Origin of the sequence: Pseudomonas sp. DrBHI1 (genome assembly GCF_002205115.1) — a bacterium.
Taxonomy (GTDB): domain Bacteria; phylum Pseudomonadota; class Gammaproteobacteria; order Pseudomonadales; family Pseudomonadaceae; genus Aquipseudomonas; species Aquipseudomonas mosselii.
Map to the genome: position 1 here is coordinate 62803 of NZ_NIBE01000116.1, position 14154 is coordinate 76956.

The 14154-nt window shown below is 66.3% G+C and carries 11 protein-coding genes and 3 pseudogenes; 5 read left to right on the top strand and 9 right to left on the bottom strand.

The window, feature by feature from the left end:
• The first annotated feature begins 287 nt into the window (after positions 1-287).
• Entirely contained in the window at positions 288-1283 is a 996-nt protein-coding gene (gene cra / locus CC207_RS22030; protein ID WP_028689822.1) for a catabolite repressor/activator, read from the top strand.
• 2 nt (positions 1284-1285) lie between these two features.
• Positions 1286-2089: a TatD family hydrolase gene (locus CC207_RS22035; protein WP_062363995.1), complete on the top strand. Its 804-nt coding sequence runs from the start codon at positions 1286-1288 to the stop codon at positions 2087-2089.
• Here the strand turns inward: CC207_RS22035 and CC207_RS28430 are convergent, their stop codons facing one another.
• The 5 genes and pseudogenes from CC207_RS28430 to CC207_RS22055 all read right to left on the bottom strand — a co-directional run bounded on the left by CC207_RS28430 (position 2090) and on the right by CC207_RS22055 (position 7867).
• A complete protein-coding gene (locus CC207_RS28430) occupies positions 2090-2803 on the bottom strand; it encodes a methyl-accepting chemotaxis protein (protein ID WP_371349844.1) in 714 nt (237 codons plus the stop codon).
• Between the two features lie 144 nt (positions 2804-2947).
• Positions 2948-4069: pseudogene (locus CC207_RS28435) on the bottom strand (HAMP domain-containing protein); the annotation flags it as partial.
• A gap of 165 nt (positions 4070-4234) precedes the next feature.
• On the bottom strand, positions 4235-5065 hold the full coding sequence (gene ampE / locus CC207_RS22045; RefSeq protein WP_088852762.1) for a regulatory signaling modulator protein AmpE: 831 nt from the start codon (positions 5063-5065) through the stop codon (positions 4235-4237).
• Positions 5062-5628: a 1,6-anhydro-N-acetylmuramyl-L-alanine amidase AmpD gene (gene ampD / locus CC207_RS22050; RefSeq protein WP_088852763.1), complete on the bottom strand. Its 567-nt coding sequence runs from the start codon at positions 5626-5628 to the stop codon at positions 5062-5064. Before ampD ends, ampE begins: the two co-directional genes overlap by 4 nt.
• A 94-nt stretch (positions 5629-5722) precedes the next feature.
• Positions 5723-7867, bottom strand: coding sequence for a DUF1631 domain-containing protein (locus CC207_RS22055; protein WP_069016132.1), 2145 nt, complete (start codon positions 7865-7867; stop codon positions 5723-5725).
• A 243-nt stretch (positions 7868-8110) separates the two neighbouring features.
• Between CC207_RS22055 and nadC the strand changes: the two genes are divergently transcribed.
• Entirely contained in the window at positions 8111-8959 is an 849-nt protein-coding gene (gene nadC, locus CC207_RS22060) for a carboxylating nicotinate-nucleotide diphosphorylase (RefSeq protein ID WP_028689828.1), read from the top strand.
• A 74-nt stretch (positions 8960-9033) separates the two neighbouring features.
• Here nadC and trxB read toward each other — a convergent pair whose 3' ends face one another.
• On the bottom strand, positions 9034-9996 hold the full coding sequence (trxB, locus tag CC207_RS22065; protein ID WP_028689829.1) for a thioredoxin-disulfide reductase: 963 nt from the start codon (positions 9994-9996) through the stop codon (positions 9034-9036).
• 311 nt (positions 9997-10307) lie between these two features.
• Between trxB and cysZ the strand changes: the two genes are divergently transcribed.
• A complete protein-coding gene (cysZ, locus tag CC207_RS22070) occupies positions 10308-11036 on the top strand; it encodes a sulfate transporter CysZ (protein WP_028689830.1) in 729 nt (242 codons plus the stop codon).
• Positions 11037-11114: 78 nt separating this feature from the next.
• Here cysZ and CC207_RS28440 read toward each other — a convergent pair whose 3' ends face one another.
• Together CC207_RS28440 and CC207_RS28445 are read right to left on the bottom strand one after the other, a co-directional pair.
• Positions 11115-11546: a methyl-accepting chemotaxis protein gene (locus tag CC207_RS28440; protein WP_371349845.1), complete on the bottom strand. Its 432-nt coding sequence runs from the start codon at positions 11544-11546 to the stop codon at positions 11115-11117.
• Between the two features lie 162 nt (positions 11547-11708).
• Positions 11709-12431 (bottom strand): annotated as a pseudogene (locus CC207_RS28445) (PAS domain-containing protein); the annotation flags it as partial.
• Between the two features lie 179 nt (positions 12432-12610).
• Between CC207_RS28445 and CC207_RS22080 the strand changes: the two are divergent.
• Positions 12611-13822 (top strand): glycosyltransferase family 1 protein, encoded by a 1212-nt coding sequence (locus tag CC207_RS22080; protein ID WP_088852764.1) that lies wholly within the window; start codon positions 12611-12613, stop codon positions 13820-13822.
• Here the strand turns inward: CC207_RS22080 and CC207_RS27905 are convergent.
• Positions 13791-14154, bottom strand: a pseudogene (locus tag CC207_RS27905) (12-oxophytodienoate reductase); the annotation flags it as partial. The gene CC207_RS22080 and the pseudogene CC207_RS27905 sit on opposite strands and share 32 nt — an antisense overlap.

Here is a 14154-nt window from a genome sequence, read left to right on the forward strand (position 1 = left end):
CTTTTGCGGCAGCCCTGTTGGCTACCGAGGTATTGTTGTGGAATTCGACGGCAAAAGCCGCCAAAACGATCAGCGCAACGGGCGAATGCGTATTTCCAGGCAGGAAATTTCGTCTTGCTGAAACGTTTAATCTGACCAGACGGCCACGTTACTCGATAATCTGCCAACGAAAAAGCCCCATCCTGTCGGACAATTGCGACAATGGTCGTCTGCGCGCGGGCCCGCGGATGGGTGAAACTAGCCGGTCAAGCCCCGTGGCCAGTCCCGGAAACAACAAGGAAAATTCGGTGAAACTCAGCGATATCGCCCGTCTGGCCGGTGTGTCCGTGACCACCGCCAGCTACGTCATCAATGGCAAGGCCGAACAGCAGCGCATCAGCAACAGCACCGTCGAGCGCGTGCGTGCGGTGGTCGAGGCCCACGGCTTTACGCCCAACCCCCAGGCCGCCGGCCTGCGCAGCCGCCACACGCGCACCCTGGGCTTCATTCTCCCGGATCTGGAGAACCCCAGCTACGCCCGCATCGCCAAGCAACTGGAGCAAGGCGCCCGCGCCCGTGGCTACCAGCTGCTGATCGCCAGCAGCGACGACCAGCCCGACAGCGAACGCCAGTTGCAGCAGCTGTTCCGCGCCCGCCGCTGCGATGCGCTGTTCGTCGCCAGCTGCCTGCCGCCGGAGGACGACAGCTACCGCGAGCTGCAGGCCAAGGGCCTGCCGGTGATCGCCATTGACCGACGCCTGGACCCGGCGCATTTCTGCTCGGTGATCAGCGACGACCGCGACGCCAGCCGCCAGCTGGCCCAGAGCCTTTTGAAAACCCGCCCGCGCAGCATCGCCCTGATCGGCGCCCGCCCCGAGCTGTCGGTGAGCCAGGCCCGCGCCGGTGGCTTCGACGAGGCCCTGCAAGGCTTCGACGGCGACGTGCGGCGCTACCAGGGCGAGGCCTTCAGCCGTGAATGCGGCCAGCGCCTGATGCAGCAACTGATCGACGAACTGGGCGGTCTGCCGGATGCCTTGGTGACCACCTCCTACGTGCTGCTGCAGGGCGTGTTCGACACCCTCCAGGCGCGCCCTGAGGATTCCCGTGAGCTGCAACTGGGCACCTTCGGCGACAACCAGTTGCTCGACTTCCTGCCGCTGCCGGTCAACGCCATGGCCCAGCAGCACGGCCTGATCGCCGCCACCGCGCTGGAACTGGCCCTGGCCGCCATCGAGGACAAGCGCTACGAGCCCGGTGTGCACGCCATCGGCCGCACCTTCAAGCAACGGATCGCCAAGGCCTGAACATGCGCCTGATCGACACCCACACCCACCTCGACTTCCCCGATTTCGACGCCGACCGCCCGCGCCTGCTGGCCAACGCGGCGGCGCGCGGGGTGGAGCGCATGGTGGTGCTGGGGGTGTTCCAGGACAACTTCCAGCGGGTCTGGGACCTGGCCTGCGCCAACCAAGGCGTGTACGCGGCGCTGGGGCTGCACCCGATCTACCTCGAGCAGCACCGCCCCGAACACCTGGCGCAGCTGCGCGACTGGCTCGAGCGCTTGCGCGGCGATTCACGGCTGTGCGCGGTGGGTGAGTTCGGCCTGGACTTCTACCTGCCCCAGCTGGACCCGACGCGCCAGCAGGCGCTGTTCGAAGCCCAACTGCAACTGGCCTGCGAATTCGAGCTGCCGTCGCTGCTGCATGTGCGCCGCAGCCACGCCCAGGTGATCGCCACGCTCAAACGCTACAAGCCGGCGCGGGCGGGGATCATCCATGCCTTTGCCGGCAGCTACGAAGAGGCGCGGGAATACATCAAGCTCGGCTTCAAGCTGGGACTCGGCGGCGCCGGCACCTGGCCCCAGGCATTGCGCCTGCGCAAGACCCTGCCACGGCTACCGCTGGACAGCGTGGTGCTGGAGACCGACGCGCCGGACATGGCGCCGGTGATGTTCCCAGGGCGGCGCAACAGCCCGGAGCACCTGCCCGAGATAACCGAGGCGTTGGCCGACGTCATGGGGATCGAGCCAGGGCTGCTGGCCGAAGCCAGTAGTCGCAATGCCTGCGAGGTGTTTGGCTGGAAGCCCGACACGGATTCGCGCCGGCCATGATCACACTCTGAACGCCCCGATCAACCGCTTGAGCTCCACCACCTGCGCCGACAACGCCCGGCTGGCGTCCTCGGTCTGACAGGCGCCCTCGGTGGTGTCCTGTGCCGCGCGGTTGATCGCCACGATGTTCTGGTCGATATCGTGGGCCACGGCGGTCTGCTGCTCGACGGCGGCGGCGATCTGCTGGTTTTGCTCGACGATACCGCCCACCGCGCCGAGGATATTGCCCAGGGCCTGTTGCACCTGGCGTGCCTCGTCCACGGTGCCGGCGGCCATCTGGTGGCTGCTGCCCATCACCCGCACCGCCGCGCCCACGCCATCCTGCAGGCGCTGGATCATCTGCGCGATCTCTTCGGTGGAGTCCTGTGTACGCCTGGCCAGGGTCCGCACTTCGTCGGCGACCACCGCGAAGCCCCTGCCCTGCTCGCCGGCCCGGGCTGCCTCGATGGCGGCGTTGAGGGCCAGCAGGTTGGTCTGCTCGGCGATGCTGCGGATCACTTCCAGCACCCGGCCGATGGCCTGGCTGTCGCCCGCCAGCTGGTTCACCGCCGCCACGCTCTGGTCGATCTCGCCGGCCAGGCGGGCAATGCTACCCTGCTGGCTTGCCACCAGGTCGCGGCCCGAAGCGCTCTCGTGGTTGACCCGCTGCGCGCCTTCGGCGGCCAGGGCGGCGCTGCGGGCGACCTCCTGCGCGGTGGCGCTCATCTGGTTCATGGCCGTGGCCACCTGCTCGATCTGCTCGCGCTGGCCGCTGACCGCCTGGTTGCTGCGGCTCGACACCGACAGCACCTGCCCGGCCTGTTCCTCGACCGTGGTCACGGTCTTGCCGACCTGCTCGATCAGCCCGCGAATGCGCCGTACCGTCTCGTTGAAGCCACGCCCCAGCTCGCCCAGTTCGTCCTGGCTGTTGGCCTTGAAGCTGATGGTCATGTCGCCGGCGGCGACCTTGTCCATGGCGTTGCCCAGGTTGCCCAGGGTTTCCCGGGTGGAGACGTAAAAGCCGCCGTAGAGGTAGAGGATTAGCGCGAACACCATGGCCAGGGCCGCGACCAACGCGGTCGTACGCAGGTGGTGCTCGCCCAGGCGCTCTTCCAGCTGGCCATGCAGGTGGGCGAGGACAGCGTCGTTGAAGCGGTAGGTCTGCGCCATCAGGTCGCTGGTCTGCTGGTAGAAGCCGCTCCAGGGCGCATCCAGGGTCTCGGCCACCACCACCTGGTCCTCGAACAGGGTCGCGGCCTGCTTGACCGTGGCCTGGCTGGCCTGGGCATCGCTGGCCAGCGCGGCCTTGAGCCCGGTATCGCTGGCCAGGACGTCGTCGAGACGGATGGCATAGTCGGCGGACAGCCGCTCCAGGCGCTGCAGCAGGTCTTCGAAGCGCGCGCTGCCCGAGGAATCCATGAAGCCGCGACCGAGGGCCACCGCGCCCATCGCCCGGCCTTCGCTCAGGGCCTGGGTGACCTGCGCCGTGGCGTTGCCGATCAGTTCGCTCAGTTGGCGCACCGAAGCCTGGCTGTCCTGGTTCAAGCCCGACTGGCTGGCGACCAGCTTGCCCAGCACCTGAGCCTGGGCCAGCAGCTTGTCGAACAGTGCCGCCTTGTTCTGCAGCGAGCTTTCGTCACGGGCGCGGGCAAAGGCCTCGGCCAGCTCGGCACGCTTGGCTTCGAGCGCCGGATCGCTGCCCTTGAGACCCTCGAGGCGGGCCTGGACCTTGTCCTGCAGGGCACCGATACGGCTTTCCACATCGCCGGCCTGGCCCGATTGGCCCAGCACGGCGTTGATCTGCAGCAGATTGCCCAGCGACTCCAGGTCGCCACGCAAGGCCAGGCTCTCGGACAGCGGCGCCAGCCCCTGGAGTTCACCACGGGTGGCCTGTAGCTGGTTGTAGGCATCGCGGACCAGGTAAAAGCTGGTGACCAGCATGGGCAGGAAGAACAGGACGCTGATCAGGCTGAACTTCATGCCGAAGCTCAGCCGGTTCATCAGTGCGATGGCCGGATAGAGCAGACGCTTCACAGGTCACCTCCTTGAATTCTTGTTGTTCTGCGGGGTAGCACAAAGCCATCTAGGGCCAGTGGCTTTGTATAGCGCAGATTGGAATCAAGGTTTGTAACTTATGGTTAAGCAACCAACGCGTTGATAAGCGGCTCAGACCAGCACGGTCCACAGGGCGAGGCAGGCATACCACAACACGGCGCAGCGCAGCAGCAGCTCCCACAGGCTGTCCAGGCGTTCCAGGCCACGCTGGCGGTCTTCTTCCTCGGGAATGTCGTCGGCCACCCGACCGACCTTGGCCACCAGGTGCCCGGCGCTGACGTGCCAGTCGAGCAGCTCGTGCAACATCACCCGGGTCACCGCGACGAAATTGCCGACCAGGGCGAAACTCACCGTCATCACCCGCACCGGCAGCCAGTCCATGGCATGGCGCAATTGCCCGGCCAGGGTCTGCAGCGCCGGCTGGCGGCTATGGTCCATGGTCAGCGCCAGCAGGCGGTAGGCCAACGCCGCGCCCGGGCCCAGCAGGAAGTACCAGAAGATCACCGCGAAGAAGCTCTGGTAGGCCTGCCACAGCAAGTGGCCTTGGACCTGCTTGATCAGGCGTTGGGGATCGTCGGCGGCCAGCCCCAGGTCGCGTTCGGCCACGTGCAGCGCGGCCTGGTCGTCACCGCGGCGCCAGGCGTCGCGAAACGGCCCGAGCGCCGCTTTCACATCGCCGCGACCCAGGCTGTAGACCAGCACCAGCAGGTGCACCGGCAACGCCAGCAGGCCGTAGGCCACCGGCTCCAGCACATGCAGCAGCAGCGCGAGCAGCGCCACCGGCGCCAGGACCAGGATGCCCAGCGTCCACCAGGGATGGACCTTGCCGCTGCGCTCCAGGCGCACCAGTTCGCCCAGGTAGAAGCCGTCGCGTTGCAACCGCTGGCGCAGGGCCGAGAACTTCTCGACCCACAGCGCCAGCACCAACACCAGAAAACTCATGCCTTGTCCTCGTTGCATTGCAGCGCGGCCCGGTAGCGCGGCCAGTCGAAGGCCGGCCCCGGATCGGTCTTGCGCTGCGGGGCGATATCGCTGTGGCCACAGATGCGCTGGGCGTCGATCACCGGCCAGGCCGCACGGATCTCGCGGGTCAGCCGCTCCAGGGTGGCGTACTGGGCATCGGTGTAGGGCAGTTCGTCGGTGCCTTCCAGTTCGATACCGATGGAGAAATCGTTGCAACCCTCGCGCTCGCCGAAGCGCGACACGCCGGCATGCCAGGCGCGGTCGAGCAACGAGACGAACTGGGTCACCGCGCCATCGCGCTCGACGAACAGGTGCGCCGAAACGGTCAGGTGGTTGATGGTCGCGAAATAGGGGTGCTCGTTCGGGTCCAGGCGGTTCTGGAAGAACTGCTGCACCTTGCCGGTACCGAAGCAGGCCGGTGGCAGGCTGATGTTGTGGATGACCAGCAGCGCGATGGCCTCGCCCTCGGGGCGGGCGTTGAAGTTCGGCGAGGGGCAGTGGCTGACGCCGGTGAACCAGCCGGTCGCACGGTCCAATTGCATGGTGCAGATCCTGAAATGACGCCCGAGACAGGTACCCAGTATGCCGTGACCAACCGGCGCTTGCATGTAAATGATTGTGTAGGGAAAGTCAGCGTTACTGCGCCTGCTGCCCGCGCAACTGCTCCAGCACCGCCTCCAGCGCCCGCTCGAACAGCAGGCCGCCGTCCAGCAAGCGCACCTCGCCACGACGCAAGGCCAGGGCCAGGCCCATGCGATTCCATTCACGCACTTTCATGCCGGTGCGGTTGGTGAAGACCAGGCGATCATTGCTGTCGATGCGCGCCACCAGCTTACAACGCAGCGGCTCGTCGTCGTCCATCACTTCGACCCAGGTACCGACCTGCAAGCGTTGCACCTGGCGCAATGCCGGCTCTTGATCGTCGAAAGGCAGGCCAGGGGCAAGGGCGGACTCGTCGCTGACCGCCAGCACGATATCGTCCTCAATCCACACCTCGTCTAGCGCGGCATCCGGCTCCTGCGTGCCACCGCAGGCACGCAGGTGCAGTTTCTCCAGTTGCAGGAAGAAATCACGGGTGGCGGCGGAGTCCAGCGCTATCCCCGCCAGGCCGTCGCGCAGGGCCTTGAGCAGGCCCGGCACCTGCTCCAGCAGGCGCTGCGGTTCACGGTACGGGGCAATACTGACCAGCAGGTCGTCCACCGTCGCCAAGGCGTCGGCCCAGGCCGCCGAGCCCTCGCCCTGCTTCAGCCAGGCCAGCAGCAGCACCTGGCTCCAGGACTGCACCAGCATCTGCACCACCACCTGCGGCAGCACCCGGCCGTGCAGGCGGTCGTTCAACTCCCGCTGCACCCGCTGGCGGGCCTGCAGGGTGCGGGCACGGCCCTCCTCGGCGTCACGGGTGCGCTGCTCGAGCAGTTCGTTGCGTCGGCGCTCGTCCTGGCTGAAGGCCAGAAACTCATCGAGCAGCTCGTTGAACACCGCGCAGTCGTCGGAGAAATCATTGAGCAGGCGCTGGACAATACGCTCGACCCGCAGGTGCAGGCTGTCGCGCAGTCCCTCGGCATCGCTTTCCCAGCCGATGGCCACGGCGGCGATCTCGTTGAGCAGGCGGCGCGCCGGGTGGCCGGCACGGCTGAACATGCCCTTGTCGATCAGCGCGACCTTGAGCACCGGGATATGCAGGCGGGCGATCAGCGCCCGGAGGCTGGCCGGCAGGTTGTCGTCGCCCTGGATGTAGGCGAACAGCAGGTCGACCAGGTTGATCGTGTCCTCGTCGTCGGTGGCTATGCGTCGCCGCGTGCCGCTGCGCACGCTGACCCGCAGCAGCAGCTGCTCGAGTTGCTGACCGAGGTTGAAGTCATCCGGCTCGCCGGGGGCCGGCACATAGTGCTGCAGGTGGGTGAGCAGGCGCAGCAGGTCGCCGGTACTGGTCGGCTGCGCGGATCCGGCCGCCTGCAGCCGCGGCGCGACACGCCCACGCACCGGCGCCAGCAACGCCTGCACCGAGGCGAAGAACGCCTGGCCGGCCGAGTCGGACAAGCCGCCCTGCGCCGGGCTGGTCGGGACGCGCCGGGCGATGCTGCGGCGGTCCTCGGCGCGGCGCCGCGGGGCGGGCATCAGCTCCGGCAGCACGCCGGCGCTGGCGAGCAACTGGCTCGCCTCGCCGTAGAGCAGGTCGAGGTCGCGCAGCACGTAGCGCTCGAACAGTTTGAGCAGCACCATCTTGACGCTGGCACCGACTCCCAGGTTGCGCCCGGCATCCAGGAAGTAGCCACACAGGTTGCCGGGCCCCAGGGGATTGCTTGCGCTGGCCACCGGCAGCTCCAGCAGCGTGGTGAAGCGCAGATTCAGTTGCTCAAGCAGAAAGCCGTCGCGGGAGAGCACCCGGTCGACCATGGCCTGCACGGCCACCGAGCGCTCCAGTGACGGCTTGTCCTGCGTCTGCGCCCTGACCAGGGACTCGAGCCCGTCGCCCTGGCCGATACGGGCGAAGGCCTCGTAGAACGTGTCGAGGAAGCCCCGCTCGATGCTCTTGCGCTTGAGGCGCAAGTCGCGCATGGCTTCGAAATACAGGTTCTGGTCGAGGCGGCCGCTGGCCTTGTCGGCCATTTCAAACAGGGTGTCATCGGCATTGTCGAACAAAGCCTGCAATCCCTGGCGCAATTGCAGGGCGGCCTTGTCGCGCACCTGCAGGAGCAGCACGGGAAGGCATGGCGAGGGCGCGCGCGCACCCCGGTCGATGGCGGCCGCCAGGGGCACCACCTTGCCTTCATCATGCATCCCGAACTCCTTGCTGGATGTTGCGTTGTTCGACTGAAAGGGGATCGTCAAAGCTATGACGCCAAATACTGGTCGCCATTATCGGTGAAAACACCGACAGCTGCCAGCACCCCATTCGTGCGCCTCAACTGACAGTGCGTTCGCAGGAATGCTCAAACCGCCTGACCAAAGGTCATCTGCCCGGCAGCTGTACACGCCGCCCCCCTGCCCTATAATCGCGGCACCTAGCTTGTGGAGCCGACCATGCCGAACCTACGCCTCGCCGACCTGACCGCCGAAATCGAAGCCAACGTGCGCCGCGCGCTGCTCGAGGACATCGGCAGCGGCGACATCACCGCCCAGCTGATCCCGGCCGAGCGCCTGGCCAAGGCGACCATCATCACCCGCGAGGACTGCGTGATCGCCGGCACCGCCTGGGTCGATACGGTGTTCCGCCAGCTCGACCCACGGGTGGCGGTGCACTGGCAGGTGGCCGACGGCGAGCGGGCCACGGCCAACCAGGTGCTGTTCCACCTCGAAGGCCCGGCGCGCTCGCTGCTCAGCGGCGAGCGCACGGCGCTGAACTTCCTGCAGATGCTTTCGGGCGTGGCCACCCGCGCGCGCTTCCTGGCCGACCTGGTGGAAGGCACCCAGGTGCGCCTGCTCGACACCCGCAAGACCCTGCCCGGCCTGCGCCTGGCGCAGAAGTACGCGGTCACCTGCGGCGGCTGCCACAACCACCGCATCGGCCTGTACGACGCCTTCCTGATCAAGGAAAACCATATCGCCGCCAGCGGTGGCGTGGCCGAGGCCGTGGCGGCGGCGCATCGCATCGCCCCAGGCAAACCGGTGGAAATCGAGGTGGAAAGCCTGGACGAACTGCGTCAGGCGCTGGCGGCGGGGGCCGATATCGTCATGCTCGACGAACTGACCCTGGATGAGATGCGCGAAGCGGTAAGCATCACTGCCGGCAAGGCCAAGCTGGAGGCCAGCGGCGGCGTCAACGAGACCACCCTGCGGGTGATTGCCGAGACGGGGGTGGACTACATCTCGATCGGCGCGATGACCAAGGACGTGAAGGCGGTGGACCTGTCGATGCGCCTGAGCCTGTGAGCTGAAACGCGAGTACAAAAAAACCGGCCAGATGGCCGGTTTTTTTATCGCGGGGCTGGCCCGCAAAGGCTGGATCAGTGCGCGGCGTTGGCCAGGCCGTCCAGGTAACGCTCGACGTCCAGGGCCGCCATGCAGCCGGCACCGGCCGAGGTGATGGCCTGGCGGTAGACGTGGTCGGCCACGTCGCCAGCGGCGAACACGCCCTCGACATTGGTGGCGGTGGCGTTGCCTTCACGGCCACCGTGGACCACCAGGTAGCCGTCCTTCAGGGTCAGCTGGCCTTCGAACAGCGAGGTGTTCGGGGTGTGGCCGATGGCGATGAACACGCCGTCGACCTTGATTTCGTCGAAGCTGCCGTCGTTGTTCTTCAGGCGCGCACCGGTCACGCCCATGTTGTCACCCAGCACTTCATCCAGGGTGGCATTGAGCTTGAGCTCGATCTTGCCTTCGGCGACACGGGCGTGCAGCTTGTCGATCAGGATCTTCTCGGCGCGGAAGGTGTCGCGGCGGTGCACCAGGGTCACCTTGCTGGCGATGTTGGCCAGGTACAGAGCTTCTTCCACGGCGGTGTTGCCGCCACCGACCACGGCGACCGGCTTGTTGCGGTAGAAGAAACCGTCGCAGGTGGCGCAGGCCGACACACCCTTGCCCATGAAGGTTTCTTCCGACGGCAGGCCCAGGTAGCGGGCGCTGGCGCCGGTGGCGACGATCAGCGCGTCGCAGGTGTAGGTGCCGCTGTCACCGCGCAGGGTAAACGGCTTGTTGGCCAGGTCGACGGCGTTGATGTGATCGAAGACGATCTCGGTCTCGAAGCGCTCGGCGTGCTCCTGCATGCGTTGCATCAGGGCCGGGCCGGTCAGGCCGTGGGGGTCGCCCGGCCAGTTGTCGACTTCGGTGGTGGTGGTCAGCTGGCCGCCGGCCTGCATGCCGGTGATCAGCAGCGGCTTGAGGTTGGCACGGGCGGCGTACACCGCGGCGCTGTAACCGGCAGGGCCGGAACCGAGAATGATGACGCGCGAATGACGTACTTCAGACATGTCGAACTCCTGTCGAGCGGGCCGCACGGGGCATCTAGGTGCCGGTTGCGCCAGCTGGAATTAAAAGGGACCCACGCAGCACTTGGGGAAGGCTACAACGCGTTGGTCCAAAACCGAAAAAGTTGAGCGCACTGTAGCGAGGCCGCAGAGATTAAGGAAATATCCTTCGACAATCCACCTTATAGACAGTCTCTATCCGGCAGCCATTGTCCCAGTGCTTTGTTACACACCGTTTCCCAGAGGCGCGGTGCCTTTCGTCCGCGCGCCAAACTCGGTAAGGTCAGCGCGTTTTCCTCAAGCGGAGCATTCCGATGCAAGCCCCCGTCCTGTCCGGCCCCCAGTACCTGCGCGAAGGCCTGAAACTGGTCCTGAGCCCGAGCCTGCGCCTGTTCGTGCTGCTGCCCCTGGCGGTCAACCTGCTGCTGTTCGGCGGCCTGATCTATTTCGCCGGCCATCAGTTCAGCCTGTGGGTCGATGCGCTGATGCCCACCCTGCCCGACTGGCTGGGCTTTCTCACCTACATCCTGTGGCCGCTGTTCGTTGCCCTGGTGCTGTTGATGGTGTTCTTCACCTTCACCCTGCTGGCCAACGTCATCGCCGCGCCGTTCAACGGCTTCCTGGCGGAAAAGGTCGAGGTGGTGGTGCGCGGCCAGGACAACTTCCCGCCCTTCAGCTGGGCCGAGCTGGTGGCCATGGTGCCACGCACCCTCAGCCGTGAGATGCGCAAGCTGGGCTACTTCCTGCCTCGGGCCATCGGCCTGTTCATCCTCTCGTTCATCCCGGTGGTGAACGTGATCGCCGCGCCACTGTGGCTGGTGTTCGGGATCTGGATGATGGCGATCCAGTACATCGACTACCCGGCGGACAACAACAAGATGAGCTGGCAGGACATGCTCGCCTGGCTGCGGCAGAAGCGCTGGCAATCGATGGGGTTTGGCGGGATCACTTATCTTGCGCTGATGATTCCGGGGGTCAACGTGCTGATGATGCCGGCGGCAGTGGCCGGAGCGACGCTGTTCTGGGTGCGTGAGCGTACCTGAATGAAGCCATCGCGGGGCAAGCCCGCTCCCACGCGCAATGCGTGGGAGCGGGCTTGCCCCGCGATGGCTTAAGTCCGGTCAGTGGCTCAACTGGCTGGAAAACTGCCCCACCGCATCCACCACCTTCTTCGCCCCTTCCTGGATCTCGACGATCACCCCGCCGGTATCGGCGGCCAGGGCCAGGCCCTGCTCGGCCTGGCGCTTGCTGGTGTCGATGATGTCCACCGCGGCCTGGGCCAGCTGTTCGTTCTGCTGCACCACCTTGGCGATCTCCTCGGTGGCGCTGCTGGTGCGCGAGGCCAACTGACGCACTTCATCAGCGACCACGGCGAAGCCGCGCCCCTGCTCGCCGGCGCGGGCGGCTTCGATGGCGGCGTTGAGCGCCAGCAGGTTGGTCTGACCGGCGATGTCGCTGATGGTCTTGATGATCGCGCCGATCACCTTTGACTGCTTGTCCAACGCCTGGATGCCATCGGCGGCGTTTTGCATCGAACCTTCCAGGCCGCGCATCACCTCGACGGTCTGGGTCACCACGTCGGTGGCCTTGCGTGCGCTGTCGTCGGTCTCCAGCGAGGTGGTGTAGGCAATGTCGGCGGCCTGGGCCACGGCCAGTTCCTGGTTGACCTGGTCGGTGATCACGGTGGCGAACTTGACCACTTTGTAGAGCACGTCGTGGGCGTCGATGATCGGGTTGTACGTAGCCTCCAACCAGACCACCCGGCCATGGGAATCAATACGCTTGAAGCGCTCGGCGACGAACTCGCCGCGGCGCAGGCGGTTCCAGAACTCCTGGTAGCCAGGCGAGTTGGCTTCTTCCGGCTCGCAGAACATACGGTGCGGCTTGCCGCGCACCTGCTCCAGGCTGTAGCCCATGGTCTGCAGGAAGCGGTCGTTGGCAGTCAGTACCTGGCCTTCGAGGTTGAACTCGATTACCGCGGTGGAGCGCATCAGCGCCTTGATCAGGCTCTCGTGCTCGCGGGAGGTCTCGATGGTGCGGGTCAGGTCGCTGGAGTGCAGGGAGAAGTACTTGATGCGCCCTTCGCTGTTCTTGACCGGCTGCAGGATCGAACGCAGCCACGCCTCGTCACCGTTGCCGCGCAGCAGACGGAAGGCACCGTTGAGGTGCTCGCCACGGGTGATGGCCTGCTTCATGCGCTGGTAGAAATCGAGCTTCTTCACATGCGCGGGCACGATCTCCTCGATGTTGCGCCCGATCAGTTGCTCGGCGCGATAGCCCATCTCGGCCTCAAAGTTGCCGTTGACCGACTCGATGCGCCCCTGGGGATCGAGCTGGAGCACCAGCATTTCGCTGTCGAGGCTGTTCTTGACCTGCTCGATGGACATCAGCTCTTCGCGCAGTTGCTGGATTTCTTTCTTCAATTTGCTGTTGAACATGGCCGCTCTCCCGGAGCGAATTCATAGAGTCGAATGCCTCTGCATCGGCTGCGTGGCGAGGGTTCTTGAGTGCCTTGCAAGGAAATATTCAAACGGATGCAAGTGCCGGAAATCAGGCGTCACGTACCCGTCACAAAGGCGTCACATGCCCGAAACGGGGGCGGCCCAGACTTTTTCCCATGAGCACACCGTCCCTGCGTATTACCCTGGTCAGCGAAACCTTCCCACCCGAGATCAATGGCGTGGCCAACACCCTTGGACGCCTCAGCGAAGGGCTGCGCCGGCGCGGCCACCAGGTGGAACTGATCCGCCCGCGCCAAGCCACCGACAACGGGGCCGGCAACGACGAGACCCTGCTGTTGTGCCGAGGTTGGCCATTGCCGGGCTACCCAGGCCTGCAATGGGGCGAGGTGTCGATGCACAAGCTGTGGCGTCGCTGGCGCAGGCAGCGCCCGGATGTGCTGTACATCGCCACCGAAGGCCCGCTGGGCCTGAGCGCCCTGCGCGCCGCACGACGCCTGGGCGTGGCGGTGGTCAGCGGCTTTCACACCAACTTCCCGCAATATTCGGGGCAGTATGGCCTGGGCCTGCTGTCGCGGATGCTCACCCACTACCTGCGCTGGTTCCATCGGCGCACCGCCATCACCCTGGTGCCCAGCGTCAGCCAGCGCCTGGAGCTGGAGCGCCGCGGCTTCGAACGGCTCGGCCTGATGGCCCGCGGGGTCGATGCCAGCCTGTTCACCCCGGCACGCCGCAGCCAGGCCCTGCGCGAGCAGTGGGGGCTGGGTGTGGACGATATTGCCGTGCTACACGTCGGGCGCCTGGCCGCGGAGAAGAACCTGGCCCTGCTGCGTCCTTGCATGGAGGCCCTGGGCAAGGCCTATCCGCAGCGGCGCCTGCGCCTGGTGATCGTCGGTGATGGCCCGCTGCGTGGACAACTCGAACAGCAACTGCCCGATGCCGTGTTCTGTGGCGCGCAGCGCGGCGAGGTACTGGCCGAGCACTACGCCAGCGGCGACCTTTTCCTGTTCCCAAGCCTGACCGAAACCTTCGGCAACGTCGTGCTCGAAGCGCTCGCCTCGGGACTGGCCGTGGTCGCCTACGACGAAGCCGCCGCCGCCCAGCATATCCGCCACGGCCACAGTGGCGCCTTGGCCATGCCGGGGGACCAGGCAGCGTTCATCGACGCCGCCTGCTGGTTGCTGGAGGAAGGCGAAACCCTGCGCCGGGTGCGCTTGAACGCCCGCCAGCACGCCAGCCGCCAGGGCTGGCCGGCGATCGTCGAGCAGTTCGAGGGCTACCTGTACGGCGCCTGCCGCCAGCCGCAGGCCGCCCGCGAACAAACCCCGCCACTGGTGATCAAGCCAGGGTCGTCAGCGCCTCACGGCTGAACGGCAGCACATCGTCTTCACGCCCTTCCCGCACTTTGCGCGCCCATTCGGCATCCACCAGCAAAGCGCGTCCCACGGCCACCAGGTCGAACTCCTGGTCGTGCAAGCGGCGCAGCAACCCTTCGAGGCTGGCGGGCTTGGCCACCTTGTCGGTGGCGACCATGAACTGCAGGAACTCGCCATCCAGGCCGACACTGCCCACGGTGATGGTCGGCTTGCCGGTGAGCTGGCGGGTCCAGCCGGCGAGGTTCAGTTCGCTGCCCTCGAACTCCGGCTCCCAGAAGCGCCGGGTGGAGCAGTGGAAGATATCCACGCCCGCCTCGGACAGGGGC